Here is a 21122-nt window from a genome sequence, read left to right on the forward strand (position 1 = left end):
GCCCACGGACCTTACCGTCGTGGTTTTTGTCCAGTTGGTCAACACCCTATTCGGCGGCGTTCGAACCCGCAACGCGCATTTTTCGAGACAGCTTATTGGGCCAGAATGGGCCACCGCGAGTCGACCCAGGCGCCGGCTAGCCGAAGCCGTCGATTGGGAAAAATCTGCCAAATCTTGGCCGCTTGGAAGTCGCCCGTCATTTCAGCTGCGCGACCAGGTTCGCGTCCGGAAAGCAGGTGGCGGTCTTGCCGTTCTTCGCTTGCCAGACGCCGATCGAGCGGCGTGTCTTGAAGCCGGGCAGGCCGTCGGCGCTGCCGACATCGTAGCCCTTCGCCTCCAGCGCTTGCTGGAGGGCAGCGATATCGGACCGGTGGAGATCGCCCACCCGCCCCCAGGTACCGGCAAAGGTGGCGTCGCCTTTGGCGATGCGATCGGCGGCGTGGCCGATGAACAGCGCATAGAGATCGCTGGTGTTGTATTGCTTCAGCACATAGAAATTCGGCGTGACGATGAAAGCGGGGCCGCTGCGTCCGGCCGGCATCAGCAGGAAACCCTCGGCCTTGAGTTCACTGGCCGGAAACGCCTTTCCGTCGGCGCGCCTGATGCCCATCGCCACCCAGTCAGAAATCTTCTTACCCTGGTCGGGTCCTTCGAGCGCGCAGGAGACGTTTGCCGGCGCAATCACCTCGGTCCCCCAGCCGCGCCCCCTCACCCAGCCATAGTGGACAAGATAGTTGGCGATGGAGGCGAGCACGTCCGGCGTCGAATTCCAGATGTCGGGCCGGCCGTCGCCGTCGAAATCGACGGCATGCTTGAGGAAGGACGTCGGCATGAATTGCGGCTGGCCGAGCGCGCCGGCCCAGGAGGACTTCATCGCATTGACCGGAGCGAGCCCGCGCTCGACGATCTCTAGTGCGGCCAGCACCTCGGTGCGGAAGAAATCCTTCTTCGTCGACATGAACGCCTTGGTGCCTAGCACCTCGAAGGCGTCGTAGGGCATCTTGGCGGCGCCGAAGCCGGTCTCGCGACCCCAGATCGCCAGCACGATCTCGCCAGGCACGCCGTAGCGCTTCTCGATGAGCCCAAGCACGCGGGCGTTGGCGCTCTCGCGCGACCGTCCTCCGCCGGTGACGGCCCGAATGGTCTTCTCGGCGAAATAATTGGCGGGCGGACCGAACTCCGCCTGGTGCTGTTTTTGCGGCGTCGCCGGCTTCTCGCCGGGCATGACGAGATCCGGCAGTTTCAGGTTCGGCTTCACGCCGATGAAGGCGGCGTCGAAGGTCTTTTTGGAAATGCCTTTGGCCTTGGCCTCGGGCCAGAGGTCGTTTTGCAGCCAGGCCTGGAATTGGTTGTCGATGGGCGTGGCGCGAGCGGGCAGGGTGAGGAGGACGGCAAGCGCCGCAAGGAAAAATGCGAAGCCGAATTTGGAAAAGCCGCGTTCTGTCGCGCCCCCCTCTGTCTTGCCGGACATCTCCCCCACTTGGGGGGAGATTGGCTGTTTCGGTGCCCCGCCTCTTCCTGCGACCTTGGATAGTGGCGAAAGCCGGCGTGACGTCTGATCTCCCCCTTGCGGGGGAGATGTCCGGCAAGACAGAGGGGGGTGGGACGGAGTGCGGCCTTTCCGGGAAAAACGCCAGTCACCAATCCCTCCCCTCAAAACGCCGTCCTCGAGCGCAGCGCCGCGGCAAGCGTGCCTTCGTCGAGATAGTCGAGTTCGCCGCCGACCGGGACGCCATGCGCGAGCCTAGTCACCTTGACCTCGAAACCCGAGAGCTGATCGGTCAGGTAGTGCGCCGTGGTCTGGCCCTCGACGGTGGCGTTGACGGCAAGGATCACCTCCTTCACCTCGCCGCCGGCGACACGGTCTACCAGCGAGCGGATGTTGAGCTGGTCCGGGCCGATGCCGTCGAGCGGCGACAGCGTGCCGCCGAGCACGTGATAGCGCGCGTTCATGGCGGCGGCGCGTTCCAGCGCCCAGAGATCGGAGACGTCCTCGACGACGATAAGCGTGCCGGCATCGCGGCGTGGATCGGTGCAGATCATGCACGGGTCGGAGGTGTCGACATTGCCGCAGGTCGAGCAGATGCGCACTTTATCGGCCGCCTCGCCCATGGCTGCGGCTAAAGGCTCGAGCAGCTGCTCCTTCTTCTTGATGAGATGGAGAGCCGCGCGCCTTGCCGAACGCGGCCCGAGCCCCGGCACCTTGGCCAGGAGCTGGATCAGGCGTTCTATCTCTGGACCGGCGATTCTTTTCGACATCGCTCTGATCTAGAGCAATTCCGGGAAAAGTGCGAAACGGTTTTGAGAGCGCTTTGGTGACATCCGCAACAGGAAATGATCCGCCATGCCGTCAAGCCGGATCATTTGATGGCGGGTTGGCTCAGTAGGCTTCGAGCGGCCGGGACTGGCTGACAATCAGCGCGCCGATGGCGTCGGTGTTCTCAGGCGTCGACTGGAATCCCATCGCCGCTTCCTGCGGAGCGCTCGGAACGGAGGTGATGTAGCGACCTTTCAACGTGCCGCCGAAGCGGGAGGCGTCGGGCTCCTCCATCGGCTCCTGCATCGCCACCATGATCGGCTTCGCCGTGACGCGGCCGGCCTTCTGCCCTGGCGCGGCGGAGGCCGTCACATAGGTCTGCTGGGCAGCAACGGTTGTGGTCTTGGCCGGAAGCGCTGGCGCGGCAGCCGCGGTCGTAGCGGCCTGCTTGGCCGGATCAGCGTGAACGATCGTCTTGACCACCGGCTCGGCGGAAGCGACGAGGACCGGAGCGGTGGGGTCGGTCTTCTGCGACTTGCCGGAGGCCATGGCGACCATCGGCTCATCCGGCAACGGCTGCCAGTTGCGGCCGCGCTTCTCATAGAAGGCATTGCCGCCGGCCACCATCGTGTAGTGCATGTTCTTGTAGGGGAAACGCAGGCCGGCGGTGTGGAAGAACATCGTGTTCTTGAGCTTGGCCTTGCGCTCGCCTTTCAGCACTGCCTCGGCGGCTTCCTCGACATCTGGCAATGCCCGCGAATTCATCGGGCGCGTCAGCACGCCCGGGGCGAACTGGCCCTTTTCGCCGACGACCTCGCAGATCGTGCTGCCATGCTGTCCCGAGCGTAGCCGGTTCATCACGACCGTGCCGACGGCGATCATGCCGTCACGGCTCGACCGGTTGGACTCGAAGAACATCGCCCTTTGCAGGCACTCCTTGTCCTTCATCGAGTATTTATAGGAACGCGAGCTGAGGAAGCTCGGGGTGACGGCGTCGGTCAGGCTCGCCACCGACATGCCATGTGAAGCGGTCTGGCTGCAGCCGGCCAGGAGCAAGGGGGAAGCGGCGATGCCGATAAGCAGCAGCGGCGTCTTCCATCGCGTCGCGATCAACAAAAAAGCCTCATTTCCAGATGCCAGCCCGCCCCGAGATGTGGCAAGAATGAGACTCTTTCAGGCAAAAAGATGGCTAGATGGTTAGCAACCTCTGGACTTGGGTAAAACTTTATGAATGTCTCGAAATGAGCCCGTGAGCATGCCGGCAAAATGGTTAATATTGCAGCCCGGGCTCAATTTTCGTTCACAATCAATTAACTGGTGGCAGATGCCTTAGAACGGCAATTTCATTCCGGGCGGTATAGGCAAGCCCGCAGTCAATGCCTTGGTCTTTTCCTGCATGACCAACTCGACCTTATTTTTGGCATCATTGTGAGCGGCCAACAGCAAGTCTTCGAGGATCTCCACCTCGTCGTCCTTCAGCAAGGACGGATCGATCTTCAGCGCCTTCATTTCGAACTTGCCGGTCAGGGTCACGCTGACCAGGCCGCCACCCGCCTGCCCAGTGGCTTCCAGGGTGGCGATCTCATCCTGCATGGCCTGGAACTTGGCCTGCATTTCCTTTGCCTTGCCCATCAGGCCGAGAAGATCCTTCATCGTGAAACTTCCTCTTGTTGGAATCTACGTTAACGCGAGTATGATCTTGACCGAAACCGGTCCGTACTCTTTCCCTGACGCGTTCGTCAGCTCTAAATCTCTTCGTCGTCGGCAGCCGGCTCAACCGGCAGGTCGGCGTCAGCGCCTTCCGCTTCCGGCACATCGGGAATGCGCACGTCGATGATCTTGGCGCCGGGAAAGCGGGCGAGGATGGCGGCGACGGCCGGATCGCTCCTGGCATCGGAGAAGGCGTTCTCGCGCTTTGTCGTCTCCATCTCGGCCAGCGTCTTGCTACCCTCTTCCTTCGACAGCGAGACCAGCCAGTTGCGGCCGGTCCAGGCACGCAGCTTGGAGGTCAGGTCGTTGAGCAGCATCTTGGGCGCATCGTCGGTCAGGCTGACGTCGATGCGGCCAGGCTCGATGCGCACCAGCCGCACGCAGCGCTTGACCAACACCTTGAAGGCGATGTCGCGGTTGGCATCGGCCAGGGCCGCGATGTCGGCCAGCGACTTCACCGGAACGGCCGGTGTTTCGATGACCGGTTCGGGCGCCGGGACGAAGGCGGCGGGCGCGGGCTGCATCTCGACCAGCCGCATGGTCTGCCCTCCGCCGTTAGAGGCCGGCATCCGCGCCGGCGCCACTGCATTTGTGCCGCCGCCACTGCTTGCCGGCGCTCCATTGGCGCGCGGAGCGCCATTCGGCACAGGGGCCGCCCCCTCGAGCGATTTCAGCGCTTCGTCCAGCGTCGGCAGGTCGGCGGCATGCGCCAGCCGGATCAGCACCATCTCGCCGGCGCTGACTGGACGGTTGGAGGACTGCACCTCGGGAATGCCTTTCAAGAGCATCTGCCAGGTTCGCGAGAGCACGCGCACCGACAGCGTGCTCGCAAATTCGGCGCCGCGCCGCCGCTCGTCCTCGGAGAGCGAGGCATCATTGGCCGCGGCCGGCACGAACCGCAGACGCGTAACGAGGTGGTTGAATTCCGCCAGGTCGGTGAGCACCGCGGCCGGATCGGCGCCGGTATCGTATTGCGCGCGGAATTCGGACAAGGCCGCTGCAACATCGCCCTTCATGACGTGCTCGAACAGGTCGATGATACGGGCGCGGTCGGCCAAGCCCAGCATGGCGCGAACAGCGGCGGCGCTGACGGTGCCGCTGCCATGGGCGATCGCCTGATCGAGGATGGAGAGCGAATCGCGTGCCGAGCCCTCGGCGGCCCGCGCAATCATCGCCAAAGCCTCATCATCGACGAAAATACCTTCCTTCGCGGCAATCGAGGAAAGATGCGCGACGAGCGCGCCGGCATCGATGCGCCTCAGGTCGAAGCGCTGACAGCGCGATAGAACCGTGATCGGCACCTTGCGGATCTCGGTGGTGGCGAAGATGAATTTGACATGCGGCGGCGGCTCTTCCAGCGTCTTCAACAGGCCGTTGAAGGCCTGGGTGGAGAGCATGTGCACTTCGTCGATGATGTAGACCTTGTAGCGGGCCGAGACCGGCGCGTAGCGGACGCGGTCGATGATGTCCCTGATGTCGTCGATGCCGGTGTGGGAGGCCGCGTCCATCTCGATGACGTCGACATGGCGGCCTTCCATGATCGCCTGGCAATGCTCGCCGGGGGTCGAAAGGTCGACGGAGGGCTGGTCGACTATGGCGGTTTTATAGTTCAGGGCGCGTGCGAGAATGCGCGCCGTCGTCGTCTTACCGACACCGCGCACGCCGGTCAGCATCCAGGCCTGGGCGATGCGGCCAGTGGCGAAGGCATTGGTGAGCGTGCGGACCATCGGCTCCTGGCCGATCAGTTCGGAGAAATTGGAGGGGCGGTATTTGCGCGCCAGCACGCGATAGGCGCCGGCCTTACCTGTCTCCAGGCTTTCTGGCCCCGAATTTCCGGCTTCGCTCATTCGCCGTCAAAAGCTCCAAGGACCGCGACGGAAGGCGGCCGATTCCTGCGCATAGTCTCGCCCGCACGGCTCGGCGCCGTCAATGTCGCGGGAGAAAGGCGAAGAGGCGGGAGGCTGGAACAATGACCCGTTCCGGGCTCGTTAGGGCTGCTTCCTTCCGGACCTGACCCGGTTGGCGAGTGGATCGTCCACCACCAACCTCCCAAGCTCCATATCGGCAATTCAGCGGCGAAATGCAAGGGTCGTAGTGGATCAGCGGCCAGGCCATGCGGTGCAGAAGACCTTCAAATCCGCAGGAGCGGTCAATGATTCGCTTGCAGCCACCTTGCCGTCGCTCTAGCGTTCAGGGTTTGAAGCATTCTCGAAAAGTGAGGGAAACGCCCATGCTGCCTGGCCTAAAGGCCGGTTTCACACTGGACGCCCGATTGGAGGCGGACAGTGAGCAGCTCATGTGGCTCGGTCTGTGCGAGCTCCGGCTGATGAACGATCGCCGCTGGCCGTGGCTGGTCCTGGTGCCGCAGCGGCCGGGCGTGGAGGAAATCCACGACCTGACGCCGCTCGACCAGACGATGCTGACCTTCGAGACCAATATGGTGGCGCAGGCGCTGAAGCGGGTGACCGGCTGCACCAAGATCAACACCGGGGCGCTCGGCAACATCGTGCGCCAGCTGCACGTCCATGTCATCGCCCGCAGCGAGAGCGACCCCGGCTGGCCAGGGCCGGTCTGGGGGCATGGCATGCGCGAGCCGTATGAGCGCTCCGACATCCGCCGGTTTGCCGAAAAGATCAAGGCAGCGCTATAAAGCCATCAGTGTCCATTCCTGCCCCTCCTCGAGTCTCCTATGAACTTTCGTCTGTTTGACGCGCCTTTGCGCGAGCCGAGCCAATTCGTCGGTTTCGCCGGCAACCGGATCGACCGGCAATCGGAAAACCGCGCCGACGACGCGGTCGAGAAGGCGCTTGGCGAGCGATCGGCGCGGCTGATGCTGATGCATGGCGGCAGGCTTTATCTGAAGCTCGACGACGGCAAATTCGACCCATGGTTCGAAGCGGCGGAAAGCCAGGCCTTCGAGGTTTCGCTCGACGGCGGCGTGCTGCTCGGCCTTTCGGAGAGCGGCCCGGTGCTGGCCGTGCCCGCCGGCATCGAACCGGAAAATCTGCCGGAAACGGTGAAGGCGATCGACTACCGCTCCGTCTATATGCAGGGGCTGATAGACGAAGCGGCGGCCGGCGCGCTGGCGCAGGGCGCTGCGCTGCTCGCCTGGCATGCCAGCCACGCTTTCTGCAGCAAATGCGGCAATCGCTCGGAGATGCGCGCCGGCGGCTACAGGCGGCATTGCCCGGCCTGCGGCACCGACCATTTCCCGCGCACCGATCCGGTGGCGATTATGCTGACGGCGACGCGCGAGAAATGCCTGCTCGGGCGCGGCCGGCATTTCGGGCCGGGCATGTATTCGGCCCTTGCCGGCTTCATCGAGCCCGGCGAGACGATAGAGGCGGCGGTGCGCCGCGAGACGCTGGAGGAGGCCGGAATCCGGCTCGGCCGCGTCGTCTACCACGCCAGCCAGCCCTGGCCGTTCCCCTATTCGCTGATGATCGGCTGCTTCGGCGAGCCGCTCAACGAGGACATCCAGGCCGACCTGAACGAGCTCGAAGACTGCCGCTGGTTCTTCCGCGATGAGGTGCGCTCGATGCTGGAGAGGACGCACCCGGGCGGCCTGATCACGCCGCCGAAAGGGGCGATCGCCCACCACCTCATCCGCGCCTGGGTCGACAGCGAATAGGAGCCGAGAAATGATCCGTCATACCGTCGTGTTCACGCTGAAGCATCCGCCGCATTCGCTGGAGGCGAAGCGGTTCCTCCACGATGCCAAAAACATCCTGACGGCGATCAAGGGTGTGACGCATTTCGAGCAGCTGCGCCAAGTGAGCCCGAAGAACGACTATCAGTTCGGCTTCTCGATGGAGTTCGCCGACCAGGCTGCCTACACCAGATACAACGAGCATCCCGACCACGTCGCGTTCGTGCGCGACCGCTGGCTGCCTGAGGTCGAGAAATTTCTCGAAATCGACTATGTCCCGCTCGGCTTTGGCTGAGATTGGATCGAGCGCCGGCGTCTAAGATTGACGCGGACCTCCATGAGGTCGTCATCCCAGGGCGGAGCGACGCGAAGCGGAGCGCAGACCCTGGGGATCCATGCCGTTACCTCAGTCGAGGGGCGCAGCGGAGCAGAATCTGGACCGTCCTAACGCGTTGAAGTCCGGGCATGGATCCTCGGGTCTGCGCCGCGTCGCTTCGCTCCTTGCTTCGCCCGTGGATGACGAAGCATCAAGGCCTTTGCCAATCTCGAAGGTCCTAGGAACCACCTAATCGGCGACCTTCCACTGCTCGCGCGACGCGCTTGCCGGATAGACGCCGAGAATGCGCATTTCGCGCGAGAAGAAGCGCAATTCGTCGAGCGCCAGCTTGACCAGCGGATCATCGGGGTGGCCCTCGATGTCGGCATAAAACAGCGTCGCTGTGAAAGCGCCGAGCTGGTAGCTCTCGAGCTTGGTCATGTTGATGCCGTTGGTGGCGAAGCCGCCCATGGCCTTGTAGAGCGCGGCCGGCACGTTGCGGACGCGGAAGATGAAGGTGGTCATCATCTTGGCTTCCAGCGAGGGGCGCTCGGCCCATTGCTTGTTCTTGGTCAGCACGACGAAGCGGGTGACGTTCGAGTCGGTGTCCTCGACATTCTTCTCGATGATGTCGAGGCCGTAGAGCTCGGCGGCAAGCGCAGGCGCAAGTGCCGCCATCGTGCGGTCCTTGACCTCGGAGACCATCTTGGCCGATCCCGCCGTGTCGCCGGCGACAACCTGCTTCCAGCCATTCTTGCGGATGTATTTGCGGCATTGGCCAAGGGCATGGATATGGCTGTGCACGCTTCTGATCTCTTCGCGTTTCACGCCCGGCAGCACCATCAGCTGGAAATGGATGGGCAGGAAATACTCGCCGACGATGTGCAGGCGCGATTCCGGCAAAAGATGATGGATGTCGGCGACGCGCCCGGCAATCGTGTTCTCGATCGGGATCATGGCGAGCTCGGCCTTGCCGGTCTCGACCGCGTTGAAGGCGTCTTCGAAGGTGGGACAGGGCAACGGCTCCATCGAGGGGAACATGTTGCGGCAAGCGGTATCGGAATTGGCGCCCGGCTCGCCCTGGAAGGATATTCTGTTGGTCTTTTCAGGCATGCGCCAAGGTCTCGCTTACGGATGTCTCAGTTTGAAAGAATTTGCCTGGCGCGCTCGAGATCGTCGGGCGTGTCGACGCCGAGCGGCAGCGACCGGACGATCTCGGCATCGATGCGCATGCCGGCTTCCAGCGCCCGCAGCTGCTCCAGCCGCTCACGGCGTTCGAGCGGCGACGGCTTCAGCGCCACGAAGCGTTCCAGCGCTGTCCGGCGGTAGGCATAGAGGCCGATGTGGTGATAGAGCGGGCCCTCCCCCCACGGCGCCGTGGCGCGCGTGAAATAGAGCGCCTTCAGCCTTGTCGCCGAGAGCGGCGAGCCGACGATCTTGACCACGTTCGGATTGGTCCTTTCCTCGTCGCGCACAATCTCGACGCCGAGCGTGGCTATGTCGACCGACGGGTCGGCGAAGGGCCGCAGCGATGCGCCGATGATCTCAGGATCGATGGTCGGCAGATCGCCCTGGACGTTGACGATGGTTTCGATCTTTTTCTCGGGGTCCAGCAGGGTGAGGGCCTCGAAGATGCGGTCGGATCCCGAATCGTGGTCCGCGCGCGTCATCACCGCCTCGAAACCGTGATCCCTTACCGCCGAGGCGACCGCTTCGGTGTCGGTCGCCACCACCACACGGCCGAGCCCGGCCTCGGCGCCGCGGCGGGCGACATGGACGATCATCGGCGCGCCGGCGATGTCGGCCAGCGGCTTGCCCGGCAGGCGCGTCGAGGCCATGCGGGCGGGGATCAGGATCAATGTCGACATGGGACTTTTAGGACAGCCGGGGAAGCGGATGGAAAAGTGGCAAAACGTCTCACTGGAAGCGCCCTTATAGGTGTTGCAACGACGAAGCAAAAGACCTAGTTTCCGCGCGATTTAACGGGCCCGTTGGGGCCTTCGCTATACCGACGGACGGAGTGGACGGGACGGTCCGCCGGAAAAGGGAGCAAGGGGCGTATGGATTCCAACGAAGTCAACAAGCTGCTCGCCGGATTCCTCGGAACCTGTTTCGTCGTCTTTTCCGTGGGTATCGTTTCCGACGGGCTGTTTGCCTCCCCCGCGCCCGAGAAGCCGGGCTTCGCCATCGAGGCGGCCGAGCCGACCGAAGGCGGCGGCGCTGCCGCGCCCGCGGCTGAAGCCAAGCCGATCGCGGACCTGCTCGCAACCGCCAATGCCGAGACGGGCGCCGCTATTTTCAAGAAGTGCCAGGCCTGCCATTCCGGCGAAAAGGGCGGCCCCAACAAGGTCGGTCCGGACCTCTGGGACATCATCGATCGCCCCGTCGCCGAGCATGAGGGCTTCGCCTATTCGGCCGGCATGAAGGATTTCTCCAAGGGCGGCGCCGAGAAGTGGACCTACGACAACCTCAACCACTTCATCAACGCGCCGAAGAAGTTCGTGAAGGGCACGGCGATGGGCTTTGCCGGCCTGCCGAAGGATGAGGACCGCGCCAACGTGATCGCCTATCTGCGCACGCTGTCGGACAATCCGAAGCCGCTGCCGCAGCCGGGCGCTTCGGCGGAAGCCAAGCCCGCCGAAGGCGCCGCCGCGGCGAAGCCGGCCGCAGGTACGGCACCCGCCAAGCCGGCCGAAGGTGCGGCTCCGGCAAAGCCGGCCGAAGGTGCCGCCCCGGCCAAGCCGGTCGCGCCCGCGCAATAAACATTTCGTCATAAAGACACCTTGGAAAAGCCGGGTTCGTCCCGGCTTTTTTGTTCGGAAAGCCGCATATGCTGAGACAAAAGCCGGCGCTTGCGGTTTTCACCGGCGTCAAATGATCTAGATTGCCGGTGGGTACTGTTGCGACGAGGAGAACGCATGACGGTCGGCCGCTCCCGGACGTTTTTCGCATCGATGCTGGCGATCGCCTTCGCCGCCAGCCTGCAGGCCAGCCTCGCTGATGAGTGGCACACCACGTCCTCGCTGACCGGCCCGTCCAAATACGGCGAAAATTTCCAACGCTACGACTATGTCAATCCGGACGCTCCCAAGGGTGGCGCCCACGACTCCGTCGTTGTCGGCACTTTCGACAGCTTCAATCCCTATATCGTGCCGGGGTCGCCGGCCGCGGGGCTCGCCGGGTTCGGCGGCGGCCTGCTCTACGACACGCTGATGGACCAGGCGACCGACGAGGGCAGCGTCAGCCACCCGCTGGTTGCCGAGGCCTATAAATACCCGCCCGACTATTCCTCTGCGACCTACCGGCTCGAGCGGCGAGCGAAATGGCATGACGGCCAGCCGATCACCGTCGACGATGTGGTCTGGTCGTTCCAGGTGCTGAAGGCCAACGCCCCCCAATACAACCGCTATTTCGAGAACGTTACCGACGCGGTGGCGATTTCCGACCGCGAGGTCGAGTTTCATTTCAACCAGAAGGGCAACCGCGAGCTGCCCAAGATTATCGGCGATCTGGTCGTCCTGCCGAAGCACTGGTGGGAGGGCACCGATGCCAGCGGCAAGAAGCGCGACATCACCAGGCCGACTCTCGAGCCGCCGCTGGGATCAGCCGCCTACAAGATCGCCAGCTTCAAGCCGGGTTCCGAGATCGTCTGGCAGCGCGTGGCTGATTACTGGGGCGCCAAGCTGCCGGTGAAGATCGGCCGGGAGAACTTCGACACTCAGCGCTTCACCTACATACTGGACGAGAATGCTGCGTGGCAGGCCTTTACCAAGGGCGGGCTAGACGACATCAAGGCCGAAAACAGCTCGCGGCGGTGGGCGACGGCTTACAACTTTCCGGCGGTGAAGGCCGGCGACGTGATCAAAAAGGAATTCAAGACCACTTCGCCGGAGCCGATGCAAGCCTTCATGCTGAACCAGCGCCGGCCGCTGTTCCAGGATCGCCGGGTCCGCGAGGCGCTAACCTATCCCTATGACTTCGAGACGATGAACCGAACGCTGTTCTTCAATTCCAACACGCGCACCCAAAGCTATTTCCAAGGTACGGAACTCGCGTCGAGCGGATTACCGCAAGGCAAGGAACTCGAAATCCTCGAGAAGTATCGCGACAAGCTGCCGCCTGAACTGTTCACCCAGGAATTCAAGCTGCCGGTCTACGACTCACCGCAAGCGGAGCGGAAATATCTGAAGCAGGCTGTCGACCTCTTCGCCCAGGCCGGCTGGGTGATCAAGGGCGGCAAGATGATGAACGCCAAGAGCGGCGCGCCATTCAAATTCGAGATCCTCGGCACGTCCGACACGGATCAGATCCTCTCCGGCAACTATATCGCCAATCTGCGCAAGATCGGCGTCGATGCGACGCTGCGCATCATCGACCCCAGCCAGTACGTCAACCGCGTCAACAATTTCGACTACGACGTCATCACCAACGTGCTGCAGCAGTCGGATTCGCCCGGCAACGAACAGCGCGATTTCTGGAGTTCGAAGTCCGCCGATTCACCCGGCTCGCGCAATTACTCCGGCATCAAGGACCCGGTCGTCGACGCGCTGGTGGACCGCGTCATCTTCGCCACCGACCGCGACGATCTCGTCGCCGCCACTCATGCGCTCGATCGCGTGCTGTTGTGGAACTACTATACCGTGCCGCAATACTACCGGGCGGTGGTCTGGCTTGCCTACTGGAACAAGTTCGGCATGCCCGAAAAGCAGCCCAGCTACCGTGGCGCCGATATCGACTCCTGGTGGATCGATACGGCGAAGGAAAAGGCATTGACCGCCAAATACAGGGGCAACTGATGAGGCGGCAGACATTGCTTCCTCGTCGCGACTTCCTGGCGCTCGGCGCGGCGGCGACTGCCGCAGTGCTGCTGCCGGGTCGGGCTTTCGCTCAGACCCCGACCGGTGTCAAATTGCATGGGCTGTCGGCGTTCGGCGATTTGAAATACAAGCCTGACTTCGCGCATTTCGATTATGTCAATGTCGATGCGCCGCAAGGCGGCACCTTCAATTTCCAGCCTTTCAACTGGGTCGCGAACCAGACCCCGCTGACCTTCAGCACCCTGAATTCATTCGTCCCCAAGGGCGATGCGCCGCAGCGCACGGAAATGTGCTTCGATGCGCTGATGGTGCGGGCGCTTGACGAGCCCGACGCCGTCTATGGGCTGATCGCCGACGGGGTCACGATTTCCGACGACCGCAACGGCTTCACCTTCTCGCTGCGCCCGCAGGCCCGTTTCCACGACGGCACGCCGCTGACGGCCGAGGATGCCGCCTTCACCTTCAAGCTGCTGAAGGACAAGGGGCACCCAGACTATTCGCTGTCGCTGACGCATCTGGAGGACGCCGTAGCGGTGGACGCCCACACGCTTGAACTCAAATTCTCAGGCAAGCAGGCCTCCCGCACGATTCTCAACGTCGTCCAGATGCCGATCCTGTCGAAAGCCTTCTATACGGCCAATCCGTTCGATTCCTCGCAGATGAATCCTCCGTTGGGTTCAAGCGCCTACAAGATCGGCCGCTGGTCGGCCGGGGCCTGGATCGAATATGAGCGGGTGGCCGACTATTGGGGCAACGATCTTCCGGTCAATCGCGGCCAGAACAATTTCCAGCGCATTCGCATCGAATCCTACCAGAACCGCAACGCCGCGTTCGAAGCGTTCAAGAAGGGCGAGATCCTCTACAGGGAAGAATCCGTTTCGCGTGTCTGGGCCACGGGTTACGATTTTCCGGCTGTCACGGCCGGCAAGGTGGTGAAGCACGAATTCCCGGCGGAAAAGGTGCCTTCCATGCAGGCCACCGCCGTCAATCAAAGGCGGGAACAGTTCCGGGACTCCCGCGTTCGGCAGGCGATCGCACTCTGCTTCGACTTCGAATGGACCCGACGCAATTTCTTCTACGGCTCATATGAGCGCTCGCAGTCTTGCTTCGAGAAATCGGATTTTCGCGCCGAAGGCGTGCCGTCGCCGCAGGAACTGACTTTGCTGGAGCCGCTGCGGGATCAGATTCCGCCCGAGACTTTCGGCGAAGCCGTGACCCAGGCTGTATCGAACGGCTCAGGCCGCGACCGCCAATTGCTGGGCAAGGCGGCGAAGCTTCTCGCCGAGGCAGGCTGGAAGCGATCCGGCGCGTTTGTCGTGAACGACAAGGGCGGACGGCTATCAGCCGAAATCCTCGTCGACGACGACGCGTTCGTGCAGATTTACTCGCCCTGGGTCGACAATATGAAGGCTGTCGGCATCGATGCCTCAATCCGGCTGGTCGATGCCGCGCAGTATCAATTGCGACAGAACACATTCGACTACGACATGATCTCCGCCGCCTTCTCCTTTAGCGCAACCCCGACCCGTGATGACCTCGAGACCTTCTTCCATTCGCGAAGCGCGTCGGTCTCAGGCTCTCGGAACCTGCCGGGCATAGCGAGTCCGGCTATAGACGCGCTGATCGACGCCGTCGGCGCGGCCAAGGACCGTGAGAGCCTCACCGTCGCCATGCGGGCGCTCGATCGGGCCTTGCGCGCTCGGCGCGATTGGATTCCAAGTTGGTATCTGGCGAATCACCGAAGCGCCTATTGGGACATGTTCGGCTTTCCCGAGCAGAAGCCCGATTTCGGCTTTCCGGTCGAAGCGCTGTGGTGGGTCGACAAGGGCAAGGCGGCGAAAATTGGCAAAGGGTGAATTTCTTGCGGGCGTCGGTGCCGCCCCTCACCTGCCTGCCGGCATCCTCTCCCCGTATAGTCACGGGGAGAGGGAAACCTTCGTCTTTGGTTTCGCCAATCACAAGCGGCGTGGCGAACGTGCCGAGATTGCGGCCAGCCCCTTTCTCCCCGTCACTTTACGGGGAGAAATGTCCGGCAGGACGATGAGCGGCGGCGCCGACGCCGACAATTGGTCTGAAGCGATTGCCTCGGGGACGCCTCCAGATACAGTGGTCTTCCCCAAGGAGGGCAACATCTGATGGGCGCCTATATCCTGCGCCGCATCCTTCTGATGATCCCGACGCTGTTCGGCATCATGGCGATCTCCTTCGCCGTCATCCAGTTCGCGCCGGGCGGCCCGGTCGAGCAGGTCATCGCCAAGCTCACCAACCAGGGCGGCACCGATCGCCTCGGCGGCGGCGGTGGCGACGCGGGCGCCACCAATTTCGACGTCGCCGGCGATGTCGGCTCGAAATATCGCGGGGCCCAAGGGTTGGACCCCGAATTCATCAAGAAGCTCGAAAAGCAGTTCGGCTTCGACAAGCCGCCGCTCGAGCGCTTCGGCATGATGCTGTGGAACTATGCCCGATTCGACTTCGGCGACAGCTATTTCCGCGACATCTCGGTGCTCGACCTGATCCTGGAAAAGATGCCGGTGTCGATCTCGATCGGGCTGTGGATCACGCTGCTCTCCTACCTGATCTCGATCCCGCTCGGCATCCGCAAGGCGGTGCAGGACGGCTCGACCTTCGATGTCTGGACGAGCGGCGTGGTGATCGTCGGCTACGCCATTCCGGGCTTCCTGTTCGGCATCCTTTTGATGGTGCTGTTTGCCGGCGGCTCGTTCTGGGATTGGTTCCCGCTGCGCGGCATCGTTTCCGACAATTGGGACCAGCTGTCCTGGCCGGACAAGATCATCGACTATTTCTGGCACATGACGCTGCCGCTGACCGCGCTGGTGCTGTCGGCCTTCGCCACGACGACGCTGCTTACAAAGAACTCCTTCCTCGAGGAGATCCGCAAGCAATATGTGGTGACGGCGCGCGCCAAGGGTCTGTCGGAGCGCAAAGTGCTTTATGGCCATGTCTTCCGCAACGCCATGCTGATCGTTATCGCAGGGTTCCCTGGCGCCTTCATCTCGGCTTTCTTCACCGGCTCGCTGCTGATCGAGAACATCTTCTCGCTCGACGGGCTCGGCCTGCTCGGATTCAAATCGGTGATCGACCGCGACTATCCGGTGGTCTTCGCCAATCTCTACATCTTCTCGCTGCTCGGCCTGTTCGTCGCCCTGCTGTCTGACCTGATCTACACCTGGGTCGATCCGCGCATCGATTTCGAGCGGAGAGACGTCTGATGACGGCAGCTTCGGCAGAAACCAAGCCGGCCCGCGCCGCCCGGCCGTGGTTGTCGCCGCTCAATCAGCGGCGGCTGCAAAACTTCAAGGCGAACCGGCGCGGCTACTGGTCGCTGTGGATCTTCCTGTTGCTGTTCGTGCTGTCGCTGTTTTCCGAATTGATCGCCAACGACAAGCCCATCATCGCCTCCTACAAGGGCGAGATCCTGTTTCCGGTGCTGGTCGCCTATCCGGAGGAGAAATTCGGCGGCTTTTATGCCGTCACGGACTATCGCGATCCGGTGATCCAGGACGAGATCAATGCCAATGGCTGGATGATCTGGCCGCCGGTCCGCTACTCCTATCAAACGGTCAACAACGCCATCCCAGAAGCCGCACCCGCCAAGCCGTCCTGGCTCTACGACAAGAAGACGCGCTGCAGCCAGTATCCGCAGGGCGAAGCCGATCCCAACTGCGTCGTCGGCAACTGGAATTGGCTGGGCACCGACGACCAGGCGCGGGACGTGCTGGCACGCGTGCTTTACGGCTTCCGCATCTCGGTGCTGTTCGGGCTGATCCTGACGCTCGGCTCCTCGCTGATCGGCGTCGCGGCGGGCGCGGTGCAAGGCTATTTCGGCGGCTGGACGGACCTTCTGTTTCAACGCTTCATCGAGATCTGGTCGGCGATCCCGGTGCTTTATCTGCTGCTCATCGTCTCCGCCATCCTGCCGCCCGGCTTCTTCATCCTGCTCGGCCTGATGCTGCTGTTCTCCTGGGTGGCGCTGGTCGGCGTGGTGCGGGCCGAGTTCCTGCGCGCGCGCAACTTCGAATATGTCAACGCGGCGCGCGCGCTTGGCGTGCCCAACCTCACCATCATGTTCCGCCATCTCCTGCCCAACGCCATGGTGGCGACGCTGACCTTCCTGCCGTTCCTGCTCTCGGGCTCGATCTCGACGCTGACCTCGCTCGACTATCTCGGCTTCGGCCTGCCGCCGGGTTCGGCCTCGCTCGGCGAATTGCTGAAGCAGGCGCAGCGCAATCTCAACGCGCCCTGGCTCGGCATCTCCGGCTTCATCGTGATTTCGCTGATGCTGTCGCTGCTGGTCTTCATCGGCGAGGCGACGCGCGATGCCTTCGATCCGCGCAAGACGTTCAAATGAGCGAGCCTCTGCTTTCCGTCCGCGATTTGAGTGTCGCCTTCGCGCAAGGCGGCACGCAATCGATCGCCGTCGACCACGTCTCCTTCGAGATCGGCAAGGGCGAGACGGTCGCGCTGGTCGGCGAATCCGGATCCGGCAAATCGGTCTCCGCGCTGTCGGTGCTGAAGCTGTTGCCCTATCCGTCGGCCAGCCACCCCTCGGGAAAGATCCTGTTCCACGGCGCCGACCTGCTCCACGCCAACGAAAGGACGCTGCGCGGCGTGCGCGGCAACAAGATCACCATGATCTTCCAGGAGCCGATGACCTCGCTCAATCCGCTGCACACGATCGAGCAGCAGATCGTCGAGGTGCTGAAGCTGCATCAGGGGCTGGGCGATCGCCAGGCCCACGCTCGCACGTTGGAGCTGCTCACCGAGGTCGGCATACGCGACCCGCAGAAGCGGCTCGATGCCTATCCGCACCAGCTCTCCGGCGGCCAGCGCCAGCGCGTCATGATCGCCATGGCCTTGGCCAACGAGCCGGAACTCTTGATCGCCGACGAGCCGACGACGGCGCTCGACGTGACCGTGCAGGCGCAGATCCTCGAACTGCTCGCCGGCCTGAAAAGCCGCAAGCGCATGTCGATGCTATTCATCACCCATGACCTCGGCATCGTCAGAAAGATCGCCGACCGCGTCTGCGTCATGACGAAGGGCAAAATAGTCGAGACCGGGCCGACCAAGGAGATCTTCGCCAACCCGCAACACGCCTATACCAAGCACCTCTTGGCCGCCGAGCCGAAGGGCAAACCGCCGGCGGCGAATGCCGATGCCACGGCGGTGATGACCGGCAAGGACATCAAGGTCTGGTTCCCGATCAAGCGGGGCTTCTTCCGCCGCACCGTCGACCATGTGAAGGCGGTGGACGGCATCGACGTTACAGTGCGCGCCGGCCAGACGCTCGGAGTCGTCGGTGAATCCGGCTCCGGCAAGACGACGCTAGGCCTGGCGCTCGCGCGGATGATCTCGTCCACGGGCGCGATCAACTTCAACGGGCGCGACATCAACCAGCTTTCCTTCAGCGCCATGCGGCCGCTGCGGCGCGAGCTGCAGATCGTCTTCCAGGACCCGTTCGGATCCTTGAGCCCGCGCATGTCGGTCGCGGAGATCATCGAGGAAGGGCTGAAGATCCACGCGCCGAAACTCTCGCCCGATGAGCGCGACGACAAGGTCGTCGAGGTGTTGAAGGAAGTCGGTCTCGACCCGGAGACGCGTCACCGCTATCCGCATGAATTCTCGGGCGGCCAGCGCCAGCGCGTCGCCATCGCACGCGCCATGGTGCTCAACCCGCGCTTCGTCATGCTCGACGAGCCGACTTCGGCGCTCGACATGAGCGTGCAGGCGCAAGTCGTCGATCTCTTGCGCAACCTGCAGGCCAGGCACAACCTCGCCTATCTCTTCATCAGCCACGACCTGAAGGTCATCCGCGCCCTTGCCAATGACGTGATCGTCATGCGCAATGGTCAGATCGTCGAAGCCGGGCCGTCCGAACAGATTTTCGACCGCCCACAAACCGACTATACGAGGGCGCTGATCTCGGCCGCGTTCCGGATCGAAACGGCACCGACCGGGGTCGTCAGCGAGTAGGCTGGAAATACAGGAAAGACACTGCGCGAATGGAAAAAGGCAAAGTTCTGCTTGCCCTCACCGGCTTTCACCCGCAGCGCTGGCGCGAACTGCTCGCGGCCGAGCGCGAGGTGGTGCTGGAGCCCGATGGTCCGAGCGATCCCTCGATCGCTTATGCAGTGGTGTGGAAGCAGAAACCGAATCTGTTGTCGTCGCTGCCCAATTTGCGCGCCATCTTCTCGATCGGCGCAGGCGTCGACCATATCTTCGCCGACCCCGGCCTGCCCGAGGTGCCGATCGTCCGGGTCGTTGCCGACAATCTCACGCAATACATGACCGAGTATGTCGTCTGGCGCGTGCTCGACCACCATCGCCAGGGCATGCTCTACCGAGCGCAACAGCAGAAGAAGACCTGGCACGAGCCGCCGCAACGCCCGGCCGGCGACATCTCGGTCGGCATCATGGGTCTCGGCAACCTTGGCCGCGCCGCGGCATCGGTGCTTTTGGCGCTAGGCTTCGCCGTGAACGGCTGGTCGCGCACCGAGCACCCGATGCAGGGCGTGTCGACTTATTCCGGCGAAGGCGGGCTGATCCCCTTCCTCAACGCCACCGACATCCTGGTGGTGCTGTTGCCGCTGACGCCGCGCACGCAAGGCATCGTCAATTACGCCGTTCTGAAGGAATTGCGCAAACGCAACGGCCTCGGCGGCTCGGTGCTGATCAACGCCGGGCGCGGGCGGCTGCAGAAGGATGCCGACATCCTGCGCGCGCTGGACGACGGCACGCTGAAGGAAGCGAGCCTCGACGTGTTCGAGGTCGAGCCGCTGCCGAAGACGAGCCCGTTGTGGAGCCATCCGAAAGTGTTCGTGACGCCGCATGCGGCGGCGACCTCGGACCCGGCCCATCTGGTGCCGATCATGCTTCGGCAGATGGCCGCCTTCGAGCGCGGCGAAAAGCTCGAAAACGTCGTCGATCGCGAAGCGGGTTACTGAGCAGACGCCGGCTTCGAGCCCGGCAGCGCGAACTTGTCCTTCTTCTTCGGCTTGCCGCAATCGCGCCGTTCGATCGAGCGGTTCATTGCGTCGATCTCGCCGCTCGCCTTGTCGCTGTCGCGCTGCGCCCTGGAGCGCATGTCCGGCGTGAACGGGCCAAAACCCATCGCCGGATTGGAGAAAGCCGGTTTTGCGGTGACCGGCAGATTGTATTGCTGCGCCAGCGCGTTGCGATTGGCTAGCAGCTGTTCGCAGGGCACGCTGTCATATTGCAGCGAGGATTGGACGTTTTCGTCCTGGCGCTCCGCCATCGAAGTGCCACCTACGCAGCCGGCCGTCATCAGGCAAGATGCCAACACAGCCATGGTCCAACGCATGGTAATTCTCCGTGCCGTATCGCCACGCCTTAAGCCGACACGCGATTCGGGCTTTTTCGCGAGCAGCCGTCGCCCTCATTCCGCCGGCCTGCGACGGGCTATCACCGCAAGGCCTCCTACTGGCTCGCCGCGGTCATGCCGGATGGTCGTGCTTTCCAGCGACAGGATCGCAAACCCGCTGTCGGCGAGAACGTGCCGCACATAAGCCTCGGAATGCGCGTAGCGCCGCGAGGGCAGCAATGCAAAGTCATCGCCACCGGCAAGTGTCTCGACCGAGAACACACAGAGCCCTTCATCGACCAGACTGTCGGCAATTGCTCTAACAATGCGTTCGAGCGCCCCGACATAGATGAACACGTCGGCGGCGACCACGAGGTCGGCTTTCGCGTCGGGTCGAGAAAAATGCTGGAGATCGGACTTGGAAAGCCGGTCGTAGATGCCTTTGGCGCGCGCCTTCCGCAACATGCTGCTCGAAATGTCATAGCCTTCCAGCCGGTCGACGATCGGGCGCAGCCTTTCGCCCATCAGGCCGGTGCCGCAGCCGAGGTCGAGCGCCAGCCGGAACCGGCTCGGGCTCGCCGCGCGAATGGCGCGCTCGAGAAACTCGGGCATCCGATAGCGGAGTTTCCCGACCAGCGATTGCTCGAAACTGTCGGCATAGTGATCGAACAGGGTCTCGACGAAAGCGCTGGGCGGAGCCGCTGCCACCGGCGCATGACCGATCAGTTGCAGCTTGAGCGCGGAACCCAGCCGGTCTGCGGGATCGAGCTTCATGGCCATCGCCCATGCGTGGGCTGCCTGGTCGGGAAAATGTGCGGCCTCCTGCATCTCGCCGAGCCGGAACCAGCCCGCCGTCCATTGCGGCGCCAGCTCCAGCGCGCCAAGCAAAAGCTCCGCCGCCTGCGCAGGCTCGCCGGAGGCCAGCAGCATCTCGGCAAAGTCGGCGCGACGGTCGGCGTTCAAATCGCCGGACGAGGCCTGAAGTGGTTTCATGGTTCCATTGATCCCGCCGGTGTGCGAACCGGCGGCCG

The 21122-nt window shown here is 63.2% G+C and carries 20 protein-coding genes and 1 other RNA gene; 11 read left to right on the top strand and 10 right to left on the bottom strand.

Going from position 1 to position 21122, the window contains the following annotated elements; all coding sequences use genetic code 11:
• Positions 1–196: 196 nt before the first annotated feature.
• The 6 genes from EJ078_RS11900 to ffs form a co-directional block, all read right to left on the bottom strand.
• Complete coding sequence (locus EJ078_RS11900) at positions 197–1471, bottom strand: lytic murein transglycosylase (RefSeq protein WP_067324487.1); 1275 nt, start codon at positions 1469–1471, stop codon at positions 197–199.
• 182 nt (positions 1472–1653) lie between these two features.
• Entirely contained in the window at positions 1654–2259 is a 606-nt protein-coding gene (gene recR, locus EJ078_RS11905; RefSeq protein WP_095782873.1) for a recombination mediator RecR, read from the bottom strand.
• Positions 2260–2380: 121 nt separating this feature from the next.
• On the bottom strand, positions 2381–3370 hold the full coding sequence (locus tag EJ078_RS11910; protein WP_067324486.1) for a cell wall hydrolase: 990 nt from the start codon (positions 3368–3370) through the stop codon (positions 2381–2383).
• A gap of 216 nt (positions 3371–3586) precedes the next feature.
• Positions 3587–3910 carry a YbaB/EbfC family nucleoid-associated protein gene (locus EJ078_RS11915; RefSeq protein WP_066996259.1) on the bottom strand — a complete coding sequence of 108 codons (324 nt, stop codon included), beginning with the start codon at positions 3908–3910 and terminating at the stop codon, positions 3587–3589.
• A 92-nt stretch (positions 3911–4002) separates the two neighbouring features.
• On the bottom strand, positions 4003–5814 hold the full coding sequence (locus EJ078_RS11920) for a DNA polymerase III subunit gamma/tau (RefSeq protein WP_127215529.1): 1812 nt from the start codon (positions 5812–5814) through the stop codon (positions 4003–4005).
• A 106-nt stretch (positions 5815–5920) separates the two neighbouring features.
• An RNA gene (gene ffs / locus EJ078_RS11925) (signal recognition particle sRNA small type) lies at positions 5921–6017 on the bottom strand.
• A gap of 180 nt (positions 6018–6197) precedes the next feature.
• Between ffs and EJ078_RS11930 the strand changes: the two genes are divergently transcribed.
• Genes EJ078_RS11930 through EJ078_RS11940 form a run of 3 tightly spaced genes read left to right on the top strand, consistent with a single transcriptional unit; the run spans position 6198 to position 7911 of the window.
• Entirely contained in the window at positions 6198–6617 is a 420-nt protein-coding gene (locus tag EJ078_RS11930) for an HIT family protein (protein WP_095799309.1), read from the top strand.
• Between the two features lie 39 nt (positions 6618–6656).
• Complete coding sequence (gene nudC / locus EJ078_RS11935; RefSeq protein WP_095824247.1) at positions 6657–7598, top strand: NAD(+) diphosphatase; 942 nt, start codon at positions 6657–6659, stop codon at positions 7596–7598.
• Positions 7599–7608: 10 nt separating this feature from the next.
• The gene (locus EJ078_RS11940) at positions 7609–7911 is read left to right on the top strand and encodes a Dabb family protein (protein WP_127215528.1); all 303 of its coding nucleotides are present in this window, start codon (positions 7609–7611) and stop codon (positions 7909–7911) included.
• 270 nt (positions 7912–8181) lie between these two features.
• Here EJ078_RS11940 and EJ078_RS11945 read toward each other — a convergent pair whose 3' ends face one another.
• Both EJ078_RS11945 and EJ078_RS11950 read right to left on the bottom strand, forming a co-directional pair.
• Positions 8182–9045, bottom strand: coding sequence for a prephenate dehydratase (locus EJ078_RS11945; protein ID WP_127215527.1), 864 nt, complete (start codon positions 9043–9045; stop codon positions 8182–8184).
• 26 nt (positions 9046–9071) lie between these two features.
• Positions 9072–9800 (bottom strand): 3-deoxy-manno-octulosonate cytidylyltransferase, encoded by a 729-nt coding sequence (locus tag EJ078_RS11950; protein ID WP_127215526.1) that lies wholly within the window; start codon positions 9798–9800, stop codon positions 9072–9074.
• Between the two features lie 192 nt (positions 9801–9992).
• Between EJ078_RS11950 and EJ078_RS11955 the strand changes: the two genes are divergently transcribed.
• From EJ078_RS11955 to EJ078_RS11990, 8 genes are all read left to right on the top strand, one after another.
• Positions 9993–10694 (top strand): cytochrome c family protein, encoded by a 702-nt coding sequence (locus tag EJ078_RS11955; protein ID WP_127215525.1) that lies wholly within the window; start codon positions 9993–9995, stop codon positions 10692–10694.
• 156 nt (positions 10695–10850) lie between these two features.
• A complete protein-coding gene (locus tag EJ078_RS11960; protein WP_127847047.1) occupies positions 10851–12728 on the top strand; it encodes an extracellular solute-binding protein in 1878 nt (625 codons plus the stop codon).
• Positions 12728–14605, top strand: a complete 1878-nt coding sequence (locus EJ078_RS11965; protein WP_067324472.1) for an extracellular solute-binding protein — start codon at positions 12728–12730, stop codon at positions 14603–14605. Before EJ078_RS11960 ends, EJ078_RS11965 begins: the two co-directional genes overlap by 1 nt.
• On the top strand, positions 14592–14885 hold the full coding sequence (locus EJ078_RS11970; RefSeq protein WP_189413688.1) for a hypothetical protein: 294 nt from the start codon (positions 14592–14594) through the stop codon (positions 14883–14885). The genes EJ078_RS11965 and EJ078_RS11970 overlap by 14 nt, the downstream gene beginning before the upstream one ends.
• Complete coding sequence (locus EJ078_RS11975) at positions 14885–15979, top strand: microcin C ABC transporter permease YejB (protein WP_066996227.1); 1095 nt, start codon at positions 14885–14887, stop codon at positions 15977–15979. The genes EJ078_RS11970 and EJ078_RS11975 overlap by 1 nt, the downstream gene beginning before the upstream one ends.
• Entirely contained in the window at positions 15979–17118 is a 1140-nt protein-coding gene (locus tag EJ078_RS11980) for an ABC transporter permease (protein WP_066996224.1), read from the top strand. Before EJ078_RS11975 ends, EJ078_RS11980 begins: the two co-directional genes overlap by 1 nt.
• Complete coding sequence (locus EJ078_RS11985) at positions 17115–18743, top strand: ABC transporter ATP-binding protein (RefSeq protein ID WP_067324466.1); 1629 nt, start codon at positions 17115–17117, stop codon at positions 18741–18743. The genes EJ078_RS11980 and EJ078_RS11985 overlap by 4 nt, the downstream gene beginning before the upstream one ends.
• Before the next feature lie 29 nt (positions 18744–18772).
• On the top strand, positions 18773–19714 hold the full coding sequence (locus EJ078_RS11990; protein ID WP_067324464.1) for a glyoxylate/hydroxypyruvate reductase A: 942 nt from the start codon (positions 18773–18775) through the stop codon (positions 19712–19714).
• Here the strand turns inward: EJ078_RS11990 and EJ078_RS11995 are convergent.
• Positions 19708–20091, bottom strand: a complete 384-nt coding sequence (locus EJ078_RS11995) for a hypothetical protein (protein ID WP_127215783.1) — start codon at positions 20089–20091, stop codon at positions 19708–19710. The two genes, EJ078_RS11990 and EJ078_RS11995, sit on opposite strands and share 7 nt — an antisense overlap.
• A 75-nt stretch (positions 20092–20166) precedes the next feature.
• The gene (locus tag EJ078_RS12000; protein WP_127215784.1) at positions 20167–21084 is read right to left on the bottom strand and encodes a methyltransferase domain-containing protein; all 918 of its coding nucleotides are present in this window, start codon (positions 21082–21084) and stop codon (positions 20167–20169) included.
• Positions 21085–21122: the final 38 nt, after the last annotated feature.

This window comes from Mesorhizobium sp. M1A.F.Ca.IN.022.06.1.1, assembly GCF_003952605.1.
Taxonomy (GTDB): Bacteria; Pseudomonadota; Alphaproteobacteria; order Rhizobiales; family Rhizobiaceae; genus Mesorhizobium.

What these genes read in the sequence shown, in the direction of transcription:
- EJ078_RS11900 (WP_067324487.1), bottom strand. Translation starts at nt 1,471, where the DNA reads ATGTCCGGCAAGACAGAGGGGGGCGCGACAGAACGCGGCTTTTCCAAA.
- EJ078_RS11920 (WP_127215529.1), bottom strand. Translation starts at nt 5,814, where the DNA reads ATGAGCGAAGCCGGAAATTCGGGGCCAGAAAGCCTGGAGACAGGTAAG.
- nudC (WP_095824247.1), top strand. Translation starts at nt 6,657, where the DNA reads ATGAACTTTCGTCTGTTTGACGCGCCTTTGCGCGAGCCGAGCCAATTC.
- EJ078_RS11960 (WP_127847047.1), top strand. Translation starts at nt 10,851, where the DNA reads ATGACGGTCGGCCGCTCCCGGACGTTTTTCGCATCGATGCTGGCGATC.
- EJ078_RS11915 (WP_066996259.1), bottom strand. Translation starts at nt 3,910, where the DNA reads ATGAAGGATCTTCTCGGCCTGATGGGCAAGGCAAAGGAAATGCAGGCC.
- recR (WP_095782873.1), bottom strand. Translation starts at nt 2,259, where the DNA reads ATGTCGAAAAGAATCGCCGGTCCAGAGATAGAACGCCTGATCCAGCTC.
- EJ078_RS11955 (WP_127215525.1), top strand. Translation starts at nt 9,993, where the DNA reads ATGGATTCCAACGAAGTCAACAAGCTGCTCGCCGGATTCCTCGGAACC.
- EJ078_RS12000 (WP_127215784.1), bottom strand. Translation starts at nt 21,084, where the DNA reads ATGAAACCACTTCAGGCCTCGTCCGGCGATTTGAACGCCGACCGTCGC.
- EJ078_RS11985 (WP_067324466.1), top strand. Translation starts at nt 17,115, where the DNA reads ATGAGCGAGCCTCTGCTTTCCGTCCGCGATTTGAGTGTCGCCTTCGCG.
- EJ078_RS11950 (WP_127215526.1), bottom strand. Translation starts at nt 9,800, where the DNA reads ATGTCGACATTGATCCTGATCCCCGCCCGCATGGCCTCGACGCGCCTG.
- EJ078_RS11930 (WP_095799309.1), top strand. Translation starts at nt 6,198, where the DNA reads ATGCTGCCTGGCCTAAAGGCCGGTTTCACACTGGACGCCCGATTGGAG.
- EJ078_RS11975 (WP_066996227.1), top strand. Translation starts at nt 14,885, where the DNA reads ATGGGCGCCTATATCCTGCGCCGCATCCTTCTGATGATCCCGACGCTG.
- EJ078_RS11995 (WP_127215783.1), bottom strand. Translation starts at nt 20,091, where the DNA reads ATGCGTTGGACCATGGCTGTGTTGGCATCTTGCCTGATGACGGCCGGC.
- EJ078_RS11940 (WP_127215528.1), top strand. Translation starts at nt 7,609, where the DNA reads ATGATCCGTCATACCGTCGTGTTCACGCTGAAGCATCCGCCGCATTCG.
- EJ078_RS11990 (WP_067324464.1), top strand. Translation starts at nt 18,773, where the DNA reads ATGGAAAAAGGCAAAGTTCTGCTTGCCCTCACCGGCTTTCACCCGCAG.
- EJ078_RS11965 (WP_067324472.1), top strand. Translation starts at nt 12,728, where the DNA reads ATGAGGCGGCAGACATTGCTTCCTCGTCGCGACTTCCTGGCGCTCGGC.
- EJ078_RS11980 (WP_066996224.1), top strand. Translation starts at nt 15,979, where the DNA reads ATGACGGCAGCTTCGGCAGAAACCAAGCCGGCCCGCGCCGCCCGGCCG.
- EJ078_RS11945 (WP_127215527.1), bottom strand. Translation starts at nt 9,045, where the DNA reads ATGCCTGAAAAGACCAACAGAATATCCTTCCAGGGCGAGCCGGGCGCC.